This window comes from Ruminococcus sp. AM31-15AC (assembly GCF_003462045.1).
Classification (GTDB): domain Bacteria; phylum Bacillota; class Clostridia; order Oscillospirales; family Ruminococcaceae; genus Hominimerdicola; species Hominimerdicola aceti.
Genome location: NZ_QTYG01000049.1, coordinates 1 through 16,562 on the forward strand (window position 1 = coordinate 1; position 16,562 = coordinate 16,562).

At 38.1% G+C, this 16,562-nt stretch carries 13 protein-coding genes; 12 read left to right on the forward strand and 1 reads right to left on the reverse strand.

Annotation, left to right across the window (positions count from 1 at the left end):
* The first annotated feature begins 159 nt into the window (after nucleotides 1-159).
* From DW793_RS11630 to DW793_RS11685, 12 genes are all read left to right on the forward strand, one after another.
* Nucleotides 160-696 carry a hypothetical protein gene (locus DW793_RS11630; protein ID WP_147342199.1) on the forward strand — a complete coding sequence of 179 codons (537 nt, stop codon included), beginning with the start codon at nucleotides 160-162 and terminating at the stop codon, nucleotides 694-696.
* Nucleotides 696-3,308 carry a collagen-like protein gene (locus DW793_RS11635; protein ID WP_118158218.1) on the forward strand — a complete coding sequence of 871 codons (2,613 nt, stop codon included), beginning with the start codon at nucleotides 696-698 and terminating at the stop codon, nucleotides 3,306-3,308. The genes DW793_RS11630 and DW793_RS11635 overlap by 1 nt, the downstream gene beginning before the upstream one ends.
* A gap of 52 nt (nucleotides 3,309-3,360) precedes the next feature.
* Nucleotides 3,361-3,726, forward strand: a complete 366-nt coding sequence (locus tag DW793_RS11640; protein WP_118158219.1) for a hypothetical protein — start codon at nucleotides 3,361-3,363, stop codon at nucleotides 3,724-3,726.
* Nucleotides 3,695-6,436, forward strand: a complete 2,742-nt coding sequence (locus tag DW793_RS11645) for a VirB4 family type IV secretion system protein (protein ID WP_118158220.1) — start codon at nucleotides 3,695-3,697, stop codon at nucleotides 6,434-6,436. Before DW793_RS11640 ends, DW793_RS11645 begins: the two co-directional genes overlap by 32 nt.
* 7 nt (nucleotides 6,437-6,443) lie before the next feature.
* Nucleotides 6,444-7,682: an Ig-like domain-containing protein gene (locus DW793_RS11650; RefSeq protein WP_118158221.1), complete on the forward strand. Its 1,239-nt coding sequence runs from the start codon at nucleotides 6,444-6,446 to the stop codon at nucleotides 7,680-7,682.
* Nucleotides 7,683-7,694: 12 nt separating this feature from the next.
* Nucleotides 7,695-8,348, forward strand: a complete 654-nt coding sequence (locus DW793_RS11655) for a hypothetical protein (RefSeq protein WP_117891373.1) — start codon at nucleotides 7,695-7,697, stop codon at nucleotides 8,346-8,348.
* Between the two features lie 16 nt (nucleotides 8,349-8,364).
* Nucleotides 8,365-8,733: a hypothetical protein gene (locus tag DW793_RS11660; RefSeq protein WP_022288322.1), complete on the forward strand. Its 369-nt coding sequence runs from the start codon at nucleotides 8,365-8,367 to the stop codon at nucleotides 8,731-8,733.
* A 420-nt stretch (nucleotides 8,734-9,153) separates the two neighbouring features.
* A complete protein-coding gene (locus DW793_RS11665) occupies nucleotides 9,154-9,627 on the forward strand; it encodes a hypothetical protein (protein WP_022288321.1) in 474 nt (157 codons plus the stop codon).
* A 39-nt stretch (nucleotides 9,628-9,666) separates the two neighbouring features.
* Nucleotides 9,667-11,529: a relaxase MobL gene (mobL, locus tag DW793_RS11670; RefSeq protein ID WP_118158222.1), complete on the forward strand. Its 1,863-nt coding sequence runs from the start codon at nucleotides 9,667-9,669 to the stop codon at nucleotides 11,527-11,529.
* Nucleotides 11,530-11,539: 10 nt separating this feature from the next.
* Nucleotides 11,540-13,954 (forward strand): VirD4-like conjugal transfer protein, CD1115 family, encoded by a 2,415-nt coding sequence (locus DW793_RS11675; protein ID WP_118158223.1) that lies wholly within the window; start codon nucleotides 11,540-11,542, stop codon nucleotides 13,952-13,954.
* A gap of 234 nt (nucleotides 13,955-14,188) precedes the next feature.
* The gene (locus tag DW793_RS11680) at nucleotides 14,189-14,662 is read left to right on the forward strand and encodes a helix-turn-helix domain-containing protein (RefSeq protein ID WP_118158224.1); all 474 of its coding nucleotides are present in this window, start codon (nucleotides 14,189-14,191) and stop codon (nucleotides 14,660-14,662) included.
* Nucleotides 14,663-15,108: 446 nt separating this feature from the next.
* Complete coding sequence (locus tag DW793_RS11685) at nucleotides 15,109-15,396, forward strand: helix-turn-helix domain-containing protein (protein ID WP_117891378.1); 288 nt, start codon at nucleotides 15,109-15,111, stop codon at nucleotides 15,394-15,396.
* Here DW793_RS11685 and DW793_RS11690 read toward each other — a convergent pair.
* A partial coding sequence (locus DW793_RS11690) for a tyrosine-type recombinase/integrase (RefSeq protein ID WP_118158225.1) occupies nucleotides 15,355-16,562 on the reverse strand: 1,208 nt, incomplete at its 5' end. The genes DW793_RS11685 and DW793_RS11690 overlap by 42 nt on opposite strands.

Here is a 16,562-nt window from a genome sequence, read left to right on the forward strand (position 1 = left end):
AGCGTCCCTTTGGGGATGCACAGCTCATCTGCTGCTGCCTTGGTGCCAATCTCCTTTGCGAGCTTTATTGCCTGCTTTTTAAACTCTTCATCATATTGTTTTCCTGTTCCCATTGATGACACACTCCTTTGTTTTTATTATACTTTGATTGTTTTGTATGTGTCAAGTTTTATTATACAGGATTATATTGAGAGCGAACCTAACAGGGATAATGAACAGTATCAGAATTTTATCAAGAATAGTTTTAAGCCTTTCATGACAGATTGGAAATATACTTCATTCATTAATAATGATATGACAACGTTTAAAGACTTATCAAATGCACTTGATTTGGAGCATAATCGCATACTGTATACAGAATTTGAGCTGTTTACGGAGGAAAATACATACTATGCAGTAACATCAGGACACAATGTAAATGAAAATTCCATTGAGAATAATGCTGATTTAAAAAAGTGCATAGAGGACAACGCTATTGATTGCAATAATGTGTATGTAATCTATAGAAATTTCAGCTTAGGCTCTGAAAATGCGACTTGCGTGACGAACGCAAGTGATAATAAAATCGACATTATCCGTAATAATCGTAGCCTTATCGGTTATCATGCTGATTTGGTAAATGTTGATAGTGCAATTATTGATTTGAGAAATGAAAATTTCAGAAATCTTAACGATGAACGAGGAGTCAGAATATAATGAGAGTATCAAAAACGAAAAAATATGCGTTTTCTGTATTCATAACACTGCTTATAAGCACAATGTCATTGAGCATACTTGCATTTGCGGCTGACCCTCGTACACTTCTGCCTGAAGTGCAGGAGATAATCGTCAAGAAAACTTGGCACGGAGAAATGGTACAGAATGTTGAGTATACGTTGCTGAAATGGCTTGCATATGTTGTGGATTACATTTCAGAAGCTGTGGATCAGGTGCTGAATTTTAATCTTTACAACGTTATAAAAGACGTATTTAACATAGATACTATTATATACCCTATAGCGTGGGCGTTGGCAGGAATGACAGTGGTGCTTATAGGAATACTTATCATCGTCAATGCAGATAAGATACACATAACAGACTATGTACGAAATATCTTGACGTCACTGTTTTTCCTTATCGCATTGCCGATACTCGTTTCATCATTTAGTGACCTTAAAACTGTGGGTGTGCAGTTTGCAAAGGATAATACAACAAAAGATACTGCAACAAATAGGACGATAGGTGAGTATATTCTCGCAAGCAATATTTACAACGTGAATAGCAGCATAAATCAAAATAAATTGGTAAAACAAAGTCAAGTATCGTCATTTGGTGTAAATCCTAACACTGTGTACTCAATGAATATTAATCTAGGTTTAGATCCTTCAAAAACGCAATATAGGACAGTTACAACAGCAGACCATTATGATGTGACTCCTACATACAGATTTGATGATTTGACCTTTGAGCATAAACTTGAACTGTTAGACCTTGTCGATGACTATGCTTTTTGGCAACAGCGTGTCGCATGGGCGCAGGCTAACGCTGGAGTACAAGACAATTCTGATACGGAAGAAGATGATGATAACGCATATAAAATAACAATAACACGAGGAGAGGGAGATAACAGACATTCAACAGATTATTACGTTATAACCTCACAAGCTCCATATTATCAATCTTCATTTGAATGTTACTTAATTCGTGAAGCAGCGGAAAATGCTGCCCACGAACTTCAAAATCGTGGCATAAATATACAAGCTAGTCAAGTGGCTTCCATGATAATGTATTGCGAAGACTCCGATACTTTTGAGGAAGCTATAAACAGGTTGAGTAAAGGCGCATTTAGAGAGTTAGACTTCTACGGAAACACAATGAGTGCTATTCAAATACTTAACATTTCCAATATCGAAGATTTTGCGGATAATGGATTTGAACATCATAGTGGCGGTAGTTTTGAACAATTAAAAGAAGCGTCCGATTTTAGTGACGGAGATATGTCAGCACAGTTTGATAAAATGTGGCAATATGTTTCTGTCGGTCACTTAACGGAAAAAAATCACTTCTATCGTGTTAATTTTCTATGGGGGCTTTTCATGCTTATAATGACAGCAGTGTGTCTTATCTTTGCAGGACTGAAGCTTGCGTCCTTGTTGTACGACATAATGTTTGCACAGATAGTAGCACCAATAGTTGTGGCAACAGATATGGGTGGCGCAGGACGGCTAAAAAAGGTCATACTGAATTTGCTTAACTGTTTTCTATCCGTGATAATAGTTGTCCTTGATTTACGTTTGTATATACTTATACTCACAGAAATTCAGGACTCATCACTGTTATCAAACCCAATAGCTGTTATTTTCATAACAGTTGCAGGCTGTAAATTTGTAATTGACGGACCTGACCTTGTGGTACATCTTCTTGGTATTGACGCAGGCGTTAAGTCAGGCGTATCAACTATTATGGGTCTGCGTTCCGCAGGACAGATAGCTTCAGGCGCAGGACACACTCTAGGTCATATAGCAGGCAAGGGAATTTCAAAAGCAGGCGGTGCAGTTGCAGGCAGTATCGGTGGAGCTATTTCAGGTGGCATTAATGGTGCGAAAGCTTCAATGGCAAATACTAAAAATAGTGACAATAAAGCCGAAAAAGGAATGCGTGGTGCTGTCGGTGCTGTTGGCGGAGCTGTCGCAGGCGGTGTCAGCGGTATGGTAGGCGGCTTTGGAAGTAATAATGGCGTTATGGGCGCAGCTGCTAATGGCACAGCCGTAGGCGGTAAAGCAGGAGAAGTTGCTAACAAACCTATCGGAGAAGTGGCTAAAAGTGCAGGACAAAATTTATCAGGCAAGGCAATGGGAATGGGTGAAAAACTTGGTGTAGGTACAAGTGGTAAGGACGGAAAAGACGGCACAAACGGAATAGACGGACTTAATGGTAAAGACGGCTTGCAAGGTGAAAATGGCAAACAGGGTGAGCAAGGTGAAAGCGGTGAATTTTCGTCAAACATCGATAATAGTTCATCTGAAAATGCTGTGGCGCAAGGCTCTTTTGGCTCGGACAGCACTAACGCAGGCATGGATGGCTCACAGACAGCTAGTGCAGTTACACCACCTAGCATTAGCACTTCGGGTGGAAGCTTTGGCACGGATACAAGTGCTTTATCAGCACAAGCTGTTAATTCAGGTAGCTATAATAATCAAACATTTGCAGATAGACAGTATCATGCAGAGAGCAATACAACAAGCTATGCAGATACAGCTATGGCAACAGAAAAAACACAGCCTACATTTGCTGAGAAAGCAATGCGTGATGAAAATAAAAGAAAATAAATCGGGGCAGGCGTAATGCTTGCCCTTTGTAACTTAGAAAGGGGAAGAGTAAATGAATGATGATATAAGGGCAGGCTTAGTGCCGAAAACCACAAAATCAAAGGTCATGTTGACAAAACATCTGACAAAGTATCGTTTTTTTGGCATAATAGCTGTTTTCTTTTCTTCAATGTTCATAGGAATGGCGTTTGGCTCGTTGAGATATGTATTTGTGGTGTTCTGTTTAGTCATATTTATGATATGTACGGCAGGCTCTCCCTCAGACCCTCGCAAGAGCTTTGGAGGAAGCTTGCTTGACTTTCTGAGGTTTTTTGCTCAGAAAAAAACATACTACGGCTCAGGAAATGTGGATTGTGCTGATTATCTGAAAAAGGAGGAGGACAAGCGTGAAGCTAAGAAAAGAAAAAAGGAAAAATAAGCGTGTAAAAATGAATGCAAAGAATTGCCTTTGTACATACTTAAATTTCAATTCATTCCGCTTGACAGAGCAGGATCTAGCAACAGTTGGCGGTGGAAGGACAAATCTTGCGGCTAACTATGTGTTCAGGTTAAAGCATAATAACATCGGAAAGTATATGTCTGTTGTGGCTATTTACGGCATTGATATCATGCACTATTCCAATGACGATAAAATATCAGCGTTTAATGCTTTCGGTAGTGCAACTCAGCTTTTGGACTTGCCTCATAAATACATTTTCAGTCACAAGAAACCTGACCTTTCAAGGCAACGTGAGTTCTTGGAATACAAAAAAACGCAAACACAGCACCCATTTACAAGGGCAATGCTCGATAAGAAGCTTCGACAAATAGATGAACTGGAGAGAACTCACCGCAGTAATCTTGCATATATGTTTGTTTATGCAAACGATATTGATACGCTTTATGCAGCGGTAGAGCAATACTGCAATGCGTTTTCTGATACATCTATGGCTCTGTGCAATTTTGACACAACAATAAGCTTTATGAGAACGCTTTTAAGCTTTTCGGACTGTGAAAATCGTGATATTGATTATCAAAATATCAATGCTTATGTTCTGCCCGACACAGTAAAATTCGGTCAGAATTATTTTAAGGTGAACAACACATATGTGACATCAGTTGTCATAAAAAGTTTTCCTGCATTGCTTGCTCCACTTGCTTTAACACGGCTTGTATCACAGAAATATAGTGACATAGTATCTATGTGGGACGTGTGTACCGCTGCTCGTGATGATGTTCAGGAACAGTTGAAGCAATCAATGGACGAGCTTAACTCTCGTTGGGCAATTAGGCTCGGCATGGCTGATAACATTGATACTCAGACAGAACTTGCAAAGATACAAGAGATATATAATTCAGTAGTGAATGGTGCTGAAAACATGGTGTATATGACACTGCGTTTTTATATCTTCAATAAAGACCTGTCAGCATTGAAAAAGCGTGTTGCAGTAGTGCAGAAAGAGTTGGATACAAACAATGGACTACGTTCTTACGTCCCTGAAAATCAGATGTTTACCGAGTTTACAAGACTTATTGTTGAGGGCAATAATATTCAAACGCCAATGCCTATCTATGATACATACGCAAAAGAATTTCCGTTTTATTATCAGGAACACATTGATGATAATGGATTGTTTATGGGCTACACACAGACAAACGGACTTGTCTTTCTTGACTCGTTTCTGCGTAACAGATACCGCTCGTCATATGATATGATACTTTGTGGAGTGAAGGGCGGTGGTAAGTCTGTAACGCTTAAGTCAATGGTGCAAAATCAGCTTATAATCGGCAACAAAGTTTTCGCTATTGATATTGAGGGTGAGTATAAGGACCTTGCTATGATGTATGACGGTCAGGTCATTACAATGGATAGACGTGCCTTTATAAACCCTCTGCAGATAAGGACAGTTATCGATTGTCAAATTGAAAACAAGCTTGATGAAGAAGAAAACGATGATGATACACAGCAACAGCTCCTCTCCAAAGAAAGTGCTATCGAAACAAATTTTATATCTGAAATATCACGAATATGCACTTTCATGTATCAATACGTTCCGACAATGACCTATGATGTTATGACAGCTTTTAGAACTGCCCTTGTAGAAACTTATCAAAAAAAGGGTATAACAAAGTACACTGATGTAAACTCTCTTTCGCCAGAAAACTTTCCGATATTTTCTGACGTTGTTGATGTTATAACGTCAAAGATCTCTTCGGGAACGCTCTCAGCAGACGAGATAACTTTGTATAAAACATTGCTTATGTACGTGAAAGAATTATCTGTTTCGGGTGCATATGGAACAATGTTTGATTCGCATACAAACATTGAGATAAACAATTCAAATCTTATAGTATTTAATGTGAAAGCATTGTCGGAAATGGACGAGAGTGTGTATAACGCACAGCTTTTCAATATACTCTCGTTGATGTGGTCTGAGGTTTGCAAGAACGTTGCTCATAACAATAACCTTGTAAATCTTCTTGACCGCCGCAGAGTTATCTGCCTTATCGATGAAGCTCATCGTTTCATCAATACCAAAAACACATTGTGTACTGATTTTATCCTTAAACTTGAGCGTCGCTCAAGAAAATATGATGCAGGACTTTGGTATGCAACACAATCAATTCTTGACTTTATGCCGTCCGACACTGGTGAGAGTGTGGATACAGTTAAGAAGATATTTCAGCTCGTGCAGTATAAATTCTTGCTCAAGCAATCATCTGATAGTATTGAAATTCTTCATAACATTTTCGGTCAGTTTACTATGTCTGAGTTATATGCAACGGACAATTTTGAAGCAGGAGAAATGTTGCTGTCACTAGGCTCAGGCAAGAACAAAATACACTGTAAGAACGCTGCTACAGAGTGTGACCTTATGTACATAGGTAACTCTCAGGACAGGGACGAGATAGTAGACAGCATATTCAATCGAATGTATCTTCTTAATTGGAGTCCTCAAAATCTTGCTGATGAAATGTATCGTTCTGAGCAAAAAACGCAAGAATTTATCGAAACGTTCACAAGGGAAGTCATTGAATATTTCGGCTTTAAACTGACAGATAGCGAGTATCTTTATTTGACAGTAAACAGGCTAGTAAAAAACCTCGCAAAGCGTTTTGGTGACAAGTACAACGTGAGAAAGTGGTGAGTACAGTATGGATAAGATTAAGCGAAACAACGCCATTTATATAGCATTTCTGAGCATTTCAATAGCTATTATGGCAGTTATTATAATCATACCTATGGTGCAATCTATGCGCTATGTGCGCCATACTGTAGACTACAACAGCATAGTTGCAATGGGTAGTTATCATATAAAAATATCAAATGCAACGTATCTTAAAGATAAAAAAGAGCTTTACTTTGCATTGTCGGCAAAAGAGGAAAGCAACTATTCAGGTAGCATAAGTTCAAAGCCTGAGATAAGCAACTACACGCTGAGATACTATGATGACAATGGCAAATATCATACAGAAGATATGCTGAAAAAGTATACTGTTTCACAGAAAAATGACCTTACAGAGATAATAACAGTATCCGATATTCCTTCAGGATATGACTACGTTTACCTTGAGTTAAAGTGTACGATCGCTGCCTATGACGATCCGGACACAGTGGACGAATTTGGTGATGTAATAAAGGGGCAACACCATGATGAGATAGTCAAAGAACAGTATTTTATGTTTGACAAAAAGGACGTCAGAGTGATAGACAGCAAGGACGATAATCAGGACGATATGAGCATTGTTATTGAAGAACAGACAGATAGTACATCTGAAAAAATTACAACTACAGAAGCCAAAAAGGATATTAAATCAGATTTGAAAAACGATAAAAAAGAGGATAAGCGCAGTGAAAATTCATCAACCACAGATAGTATATCAGAGAGCAAGTCTGACAAAAAGAAAACTGAAAAGGTCACAACATCTACAGTGACATCGACTAAAAAAGTTAACGTAAATCCACAAGAAAATCACGATTGGCAGGACACACAAGCACAGCCAAGTGGCGGTAACGATAACTATCATAATGACAATACATATACTGAAACACAGCCATACTATCATGATGAGCCTGCACAGACAGAGCCACCATATCAACCGCCTGCAACAACTACAACAGCGGTCATAAAAGCACGTTCTTTAAAGATAGAAACAATCTATGAGTACAATGATGTTAAGATAAACGTAGGTTCAACGGCACAGCTTAAAGCAGTTGTAGGTCCGTCAAATGCTGTGAATAAATCAGTGATTTGGCAAAGTAACAGACCTGATATTGCGGAGGTAGACAGCAACGGAAATGTGCATGGAATAAGCAGTGGAAAGGCTATAATAACTGTCCGTGTTGCAGACAACAGTGCCATAACAGCAAGCTGTATGGTGACAGTAAATTAAAGGAGAAATACAATGAATGACGAATATATTTATCAGTATCCTGCGCCTGAGTACATGGAAAACTTCAAAGAAATGGTAGCACAACGAACAACAAATACCAATGGCGCACGAAAGAAAGTTATCGTGTGCTTTGGCATTAGCATGGCTTTTTTAGTCCTTTACTGTCTGCCGTTTCTGAATTTTATCGACACATATTTATTACTTGTTGCAGTGATTTTTTTATGCGCAACAGTGATACTTCTTAAAGGGATAACAAAGAAAATAGGCACTCATAATCTCATGATACAAGCTACAGAGAATGACATGGTGCTGACGTATTATTCTGTCGGGGCAACGCCTAAAAAGGTATTGACCGTGCGTTATGAAGATATAATCGAGTGTCAGTTTTTCGATAAATCTTATACAAAAATACAGATAACTTTTAAGAAAAATAAGCACTCATATCTTAAATCTTATAGTCAGACAGGAGAAGAAGTGAGCAATCTAGTTGACACTATGGTTTCATTTGAACTCAATCCATATTCCTATGAACAAGGCTTTTTTATGTACATAGTACCTGATTATTTCAATATAAAAAAATATGCTCTGACAGATAAAATTCTTAAAAAATATGGCAACATAAATGAATATTTCACTCGCTTGTCTGAGAGTGAAGAAGTTGAATAAGGTGGTGTAAAAAATTATGCCAGATATTCGTTTGTCTAGTGATTTGATGAGTAAAGTCGATAAAATTGCGGCTGAAAAAGAAATGTCACGAAACAAATTAGTCAACAAAATAATTGAAAAATACGTTGAAGCAAGTGACAGCTTTGTATCTGATATTCTTCCTGATGTTGTCCGCAGTATTGTCAAAGATGAGATAAAGAAACTTGACGATACTTCAACAGAAGTAATAAAGGATATGTATGTAACTATCATAAAGCTTAGAAAAATAACTGAAACACTAGAAACTTTCATGCTTCCAGAATACAATGAAGTGGACTATGATACGTTAAAAACTAACGAACTTTTGACTCTTATTGAGCTGTCTGAAAAGCAAAAAAAGCGTTGATTTTTGAACAAAAATCTTCATGCTTTTTTAGATAACAAATATTGCAAGGAAATTTTAAGGGGAAAACGCTATTTAAGTTATTTAACTTTGCTGATTTTAAGCTGAAATTTCTTATTTAAGTTAAATAGTCTATCCTATAATGTGGAAATTTTCAAGTGAAAAAATTATTTAAGTTATTTAATTTGTCAGAAAAAGGGGTATTTAAGTTATTTAACATTGCTCCAAAAGAGGTATTTAAGTTATTTAACTTTCTGAATAAGTAGCCCCATTTAAAGTTCACCTAAAGCTCGGTACTACCGAGCTTTCACACAGGGAGTGTACCCACTCCCTTTATGCTCCTTGAGGTTATTCGTTCATGTTCTGAGCAAAATTCATTCATTCAAGTTCTCCTGAAAATCAATAGTTGGAGGTGCAAGTTCAATGCCAAAAAAATTAAAAACATTCTCGTTTTCTGATACCGCTGAGAGAAATCTCAGCTTGCTTATGAGTGACCTTGAAATACATTCAGCGAGTGAATGTATAAGATACTTGATAGACGCAGAGTGCGTTCGCCGTGGGCTTATAAAAAAGGACGCAATGTCTGAAAACTTTGGTGCAGGAAAAGGTGACAGGTCAAATGCAAACTCAGTAAAAGACAAAGACGATCTATTGAGAGAAATACAAATGGTCAGCATTCAAATGGCAAAGTACAATAATCGTATTGAGGATATATACAAGATGTGTTATGAGGTCCGTGACGGAGTTAATTCTCAATGCAATTTCATGGACGCTCCTTTCACGTCTGCGGATACTATGGTTGAGGGCGCAGCGGTGAGCAAAGCAGTGCAAGGCTCATGCGAAACTTACGAAGCAAGAATGCGACGTTTGTCCGTGGACAAAGCAAACCGCCGCTAACGGCGGCGTATCTAAAAAAGAAGAAAAAGGGGTGATACATTGAAAAAGAAGCACACAACGCCTGCGGTAGTTTTTCATCTTGATATGATACAGCCTACGAGTAAGAAGTGGGTAATAGCCAAAGGATTTGACGGAATGTCTTATATGAACAGGGACGGAAAATTTCTTCCGAAAAAAGAGAAAACATTTAAGTCGCAGGCAACAGTAAATAAAGACTATATTGATTACATGAATAAGAATGGCGTCTTTGATACGAACTACTCAATGCTCACAGAAAAACAAATGGATACTTACAGAGATTATGAGCGTCAGAGTAAATCTGAGGGTTGTCCGAAATATGTGGGCTATCTGTCATTCGATAATCAGTTTCTAGTCGACAATGGTCTGATGATAGGTGAAGTGCTTGACCGAGCAAAGCTTATGGATATCGCAAGAAAAGGAATCAATTCCTTGATTGACAAAAGCAACAAGCTAAAAAATGAAAACACTTATTGGTATGCGGCTATTCATGAGGATACAGACAATATCCATGTTCATTATACTTTGCTTGAATATCACCGCCTAGAGGATAGAACAGTAACATACAAAGGTAAAGGGCAGGACCTTTTAGAGCAGGACGCATTTAAGAAAATGAAGTCTACAGTTGCTAATGAAATTATGACAAAAAAGCTGACACCTGAGCTTACGGCTTTCAAGCGTAAAAATCTCATACCTGAGTTTTCTTCTTCCATAGTAGCGTCCAAAGAAATGATAGAACTGTTGAAGCTCCTTCCACCAAAACCACCGCATTCAGCGTGGCAATATGATAATGTGAAAGTTCGTCCGTATCAGCGCAGGATAGATATGTGTGTTGATAAAATTATTAGCTGTAACGAAAAGCTTCAGGCAGAGTTTGATGAATACGTTGAAAAGCTGAAAATGGCAGACGAACAGTACAAAAGATTTTATGGCGAAAACTCTGATTATTTTGAATACTCAAATAATCAGCTTGACGATTTTTATAACCGAGCAGGAAACAAGCTCCTGCAGGAACTTGCAAAATTGCAATATAGACTTGATAAAAATTATGTCAAAGAAAGTGACTTTACAGAAATGGAAAAAGCCGTATCTAAAAAAGAAGAAAAAATGGCATACAAGGAGTTCAAAGAACATCTGAGTAAAAATGAATTGCTTCAGGCTCAGAGCTGCCTGAAAAAGCATAGCAGATCGAACGATACATTTGCTTATCAGCTTGGAAAGCTTTTGCTTGATAACTATGATGATGAAGAAAACATTGATAATGGAATAAAGATACTCAGCAAGATCGCAGAGAAAAAAGACAGTCGCTGTTATGATAAAGCAAACTACCGATTGGGTAAATATTATGAAGATATAGGCAACACCGAAAAGGCAGAGGTACACTTGCTTCGCTCGGCAGAGGATAACAACGTGTATGCGATGTACAAGCTAGGAAAAGCGTATCTAAAAAAGAATAAAGAAACAAGCAACAAGGACGATTTGAAAAAGGCGGAACATTGGCTGAAAAAAGCGGCTGACTTCGATGACCCATATGCACAGTGTTCATATGGTATGCTTTGCTTCAAGACAGAACGTCGTGACAAGGGATTATATTATCTCGAAAAATCAGCGGCTAAAGGAAATGAATTTGCAAAAATGATAATTCAGACTACAGTAAATCGTGAAGAAGCAAGGCTGAGAAAGCAAAACAACAAGAGAAAATTCCGCAGTTTCAGCGCACAGCAAGCTTTGGTTCGTTCTAAACGAGCCATGAATGTATGTTGGCATTCGGTTAAGTCACTCATGAGCGAGTATGACTATCACATCAAGAAGTTGCAGGAAGAATATGACTATGAAAATAATATTGTAAATGAAATGGACGGCTATAGCTATTCAATAGATTAGGAGAAATACAATGAACAATGATTTTGATGAACTGAATAAAAGCAGAATAAAGGTACGGCTTTTAAAGGCGTTTGGTTTTGGTGGTCTGATATATGTTGTAATAAACTTGTGCCTGAATTATTTTCACCTATCCCTGACGTTCATAAATGCAAAGCATAAAGGTATAACAGCGGTGGAATATTTCCGCTTGAAGTGGACGTATTTTATTACAACAGATAATTTTCCGTTACCAATGGTAATTATGATATCATTTTTCATAGGCATAATGCTTGCGCTGCGTTCTGAAACACATTGGCGTATCAAAAATGAAAACAAAACTATAAAGGGCAAGCAGCGTTTTATGAATACTAAAGAAATGGAAAAAGTTTTATATTCGTTTGATTGTGATAAAATGAAGTCGGCTAAAAAGTCAGGAATCATCATTGCAAAGGAAAACGGAAAGTTCTACATAGACGCTGAAACGATACACAGCTTAATTATTGGTACAACTCGTTCAGGTAAAGGTCAGACATTTGTTATGCCTATGATTAGGCACATCGCAATGTCACAGGCTAAACACTCTATGGTAATAAATGACCCTAAAGGTGAGATAGCTGAAAACTGCACGGCTATGCTGAGGGAAAACGGCTATAAAGTAGTGTTTCTAAATCTGCGTGATACAAATATGTCATCGTTATGGAATCCGCTTCAAAAAGCCATTGATGAATACAAAAAGGCAAGAGATAATAATGAGGACCTCGACAAAACTATAGACGAAGTGCAATCGTTAGCAACGGTCTTCACAGCCGATGAACAATCTCAGCCGATTTGGCCTGAATCGGCTAAATCGCTTTTAGTTGCGATGATTTTATATTTGCTTGAAAAGGGATATGACGATGGCAATCTAGCTAATGTTTCCATGTATTCAATATACAATCTATTCGTTGAGTTCGGAACGGAAAATGAGGTGCAGATAGTCAATGGCGAGAAGCGAAATGTGAATGCTCTTGATAGCCTTTTTAAATCACTGCCTCGTGGCTCTGCGGCAAAAGCGGCTTATGCAACGTCCCGATTTGCAGAGGGTGACTGCCGTGCAAGTATTTTTACCACGCTCTCATCAGATATATCCATATTCGGCTCTGACAGTGGAATATCTCGACTTACATCTGGAAATCAAATTAATTTTGAGGAACTCGCTGACCCTGACCACCCTATGGCAGTGATAATGATAGTCCCTGATGAAAAGAAAAGCCGTCACGTCATAGCTTCGCTTTTCGTTAATCAGTGCTATAATGCACTCGTTGACTATGCTAACAAATTCATCGGGCAGAAGTTACCGCAGAGAGTTCATTTCATTCTCGATGAGTTTGGAAACATGGTAAATATCCCTGACATGGATACAAAGATAACAGTTGGTGCAGGACGTAATCTTCTTTTTGACCTGTTCGTTCAGGACCTTAATCAGCTCGATACAAAGTACAATAATGCTGCCAAGACTATACGCTCCAATACAGGTAATCTTGTGTATATAAATTCTCTTGACGTAGATACAAACAAATATTTCTCGTCAGCCTTGGGTGACAGGACAATAGAATATACTACATACAGCGGTGACTTGCATAGCTTTCTTTCTCATCAAGCAGGCTCTGTGGATAGCGTACCGCTCATACGCCCTGAAGATTTATCCGAATTGCCATTTGGAACAGCTATTACTAAAAGGCAGCGTTGCTATCCTATAAAAACAGTTTTTGACCCATTTTACAAGCTTGGCATAAAAGCTCAAAGTATAGCAGAGATAGCAAAGACCATGGATTTTCGGTATAACAGTCTTGAAGAAACGATATATCCTATCGATAGCATATGGCAGAAGCTTTTTATCCCTATCAAAGATAACAAGGGATATATGTATAAGGCTGTTAAGCGAAAAGATCCTGCTGAAATAAAGAAGCTCACAGAAATGTACAGCCACGGCAGTCAGACTATGGTGCTGCCTATCTGCTTTGAAAATCAGATCTATAGGAAAATGCCTTTTAGTGATGATCCAAAAGAACGTGAATGGACAGAGATACCTTGTGATAATGCGCACATTGTGGAACTGGGCAAGATAAAGCTAGACGCTTATATATCTTCCGATGGTCATTCACGGACACGTTGGGACAACAAGCGACAAGAGATTTACCGAAACCGAAAAAAATCTGTTACAAAAGCAAGCTCGACAGACTACACGGATAAGAGGTTATCAGCTCCGTCACCGATCACTGAAGCATTGCAGATAATAAATTCACGTTCCGAGTTGTGCGCAGAGGGCGAGTACAACCGCCTTATTGAAGCAAAAAATAAGCCAGCGGTGGAAAAACTGATTAATCAGGCATTTACAAAGAAAATCATATCCAGAAAGCAATACGATTTGCTTAAACATGACATTGAGATTAACTTTAACAAATAGCGGATATATTTTTGCACAAATTTTTGCCCTGATTTTGTGCAATCCTATGATGTTGCAAAGAGCTGTGAATATAGCAACCTTGATTGCTTGCGACTTGGCAACAGCTATGAATTGACGAACCATTAGACCTGACAAAAGATAATTCATTGAAAAGGTAATCAATACATATGCTTAAGGATCTGGATTTCAGGTCCTTTTTTTGTTGCCTAAATATATTGGAAAGGAGGAAAGAAAATGCGCATACCAAACAGCTTTATAACGGACCTCAGAAGCAATTACACAGATTTTGCCGTAGCCTGCAAACTATATAGCCTTGTCAGCTCTCATACCAAGCGTAGCAGCAACGGCTATGAAGTTTGCATTAAGCAGGAAACTATAGCTGCTTCCTGCAAATGCTCTGTATCAAGCGTAAAACGCTCTGTGTGCCGTCTTGAAGAAATGGGTATAATTACGCATAAATATCGTTTGGACGGCTCTGAGGGGCGTTTAGGGGCATATCACTATGCGTTGAAGCCTTATGACCTGAGCAAAAACTATTTCTATATGAATAATCGTAAGGCATACTCTGCCGAATTGTCACCAAAGCTTTTCTATGTGTATGCAGTATTTTGCAAACTCATGTGCAATGATATAGCAAGATTTTATCAATCGCTTAATGACCTTTCTGCGCTCATCAGGCTGAGTAGGCAGAAGTGTCAAAGGTCATAGCGGTGCTTATTGACAGGTCCATGGTGCGCAAACAGCTCAAACGAACTAGAGCAGGAGATTATACGGACAATACATACTTCATCATCACTCGTAAACAAGGTTGCATAAAAAAAGCAGGACCTAGATCCAATAGGTCCTGCTCAAATGGTTTGTGTTCTCGTGGGAGTTCACAACTCAAACAGCTATATAATAACACCTCGGACGGGATTTGTCAATCCTTTTTGCGAAAATTTTTATTATATAAGCCGATTTTATTTTATTATGGGGGTAGTCCCTGATTTGCACCCTCATATTTATAACCCACTTTGTATTAATATCTAAAAAAGGTCAGATAGAGTAATTCTGTTATATTACTTAGTTCAGAATATGTAGTAATATATATGGCTTTTGATATTTTTGAAATTTGCCCTTTTGCCTTTTTTGGATAATTTTAGGAGGACTTTTTTATGTTGAGAAGAGAATATTTGATAAGATTGCGTACAGATATGCACTTTACCCGAGAAAACGTTGCTAAAGAGCTTGGCGTTAAAGACCGCTATCTCAAAAACATAGAGGACGGGCGAAGTCTATCTACGGAAGCTATAACACGGCACTTTATTGTTTTGTCAAAGCTTTTTGGTATATCAATAACCGACTTGGCGGCAATGGAAGCACTATACCAAGTTGCCAATATTGAGCTGATAGATACGATGTCAAATGAAACCACCGAGAGCAGTATTGACAATGTCGACTGATTTCGTCTTGCTTTCCTCAAAGCAATGACTATATATGTTTAACGTTGTAGTTGGGGTTGAGTGACCTAGTGTCGCTGATACAGTTACAGCGTCTATGCCAGCATTTATCTGCAGACTGGCGTTGAGATGTCTGAACGTATGAATGCCATAGAAGGGTAAACCATTTTTCTTGCACATTCTCTCAAGCCACTTGTAAGGCGTATTTGGGTGCATGGGCTTGCCATTTGCCTGCGTGAATAGCCTATCAGTTTTGACAATTTCTAAGCCTTTTCCTTTTCTGTTCCGAAAATCAAATTGCTGAGAATTTTGGTAGAGCTTCAGTAGCTTTGATAGTTCTTTCGGTATTTTAATAAAACGTTGTGATTTTTCGGTCTTAGTGACGTCTGTATAGATACCCTCTTTTGGCGTGTAATTTGAAGTCCGCTTTATCCTGACGTTGCATTTATCAAAATCAAAATCGTTCCATTCAAGACCTAGTATCTCACCTCTGCGTAGTCCTGTAAGCATAGCAAGTGTAAAGAATATTTGATATTTGAATTGAACGTGCTTTAATGTGCTTAATAATATCTTGGCTTCATCAATGGTGTAGATTTTAATCTCTTTCGGACGCATTGTTTCGCCATTGCCATTGATTTTGGGTATATCAACATCTGAGCAAGGGTTGTCTTTTATGTATCCGTATTTCACCCCATACGAAAAAACATTCGTAAGATACGTCATGTAATTCTTTATAGTTTTTCGTGATAATGGATTTCCTGTGCGTAGATTACCACCTTTTTCAGATAACTTATTAACATATGATTGGATAGTTATAGTCGAAATAGTTTGTAGACTGTTCTCACCCAAATCATGATTGATCCGATTAGCGATTAATCTTTCTGAATTGCGAGTTGTTTCACGATGATTTTTTTCAGCGTAATTTGTATACCATTCGTCAGCTAAGTGTTTAACTGTCATCTGTGTGTCTGTTTGAATATTTTCAAAAGTGTTTTCTTCGGCTGTTTTTTGTACTGATTGAGATGAAATAATAGTAGTCAATTCTGATATAATATCATCTTTCTGCTTTGAGCTTTCTGTTAAAATACGAATTTGCTCTTGTAAAATAGTATTTTGCTCCATTAAAAATCTTATTATCTCATTATTTTGCTTATCATAGAAATTCATTG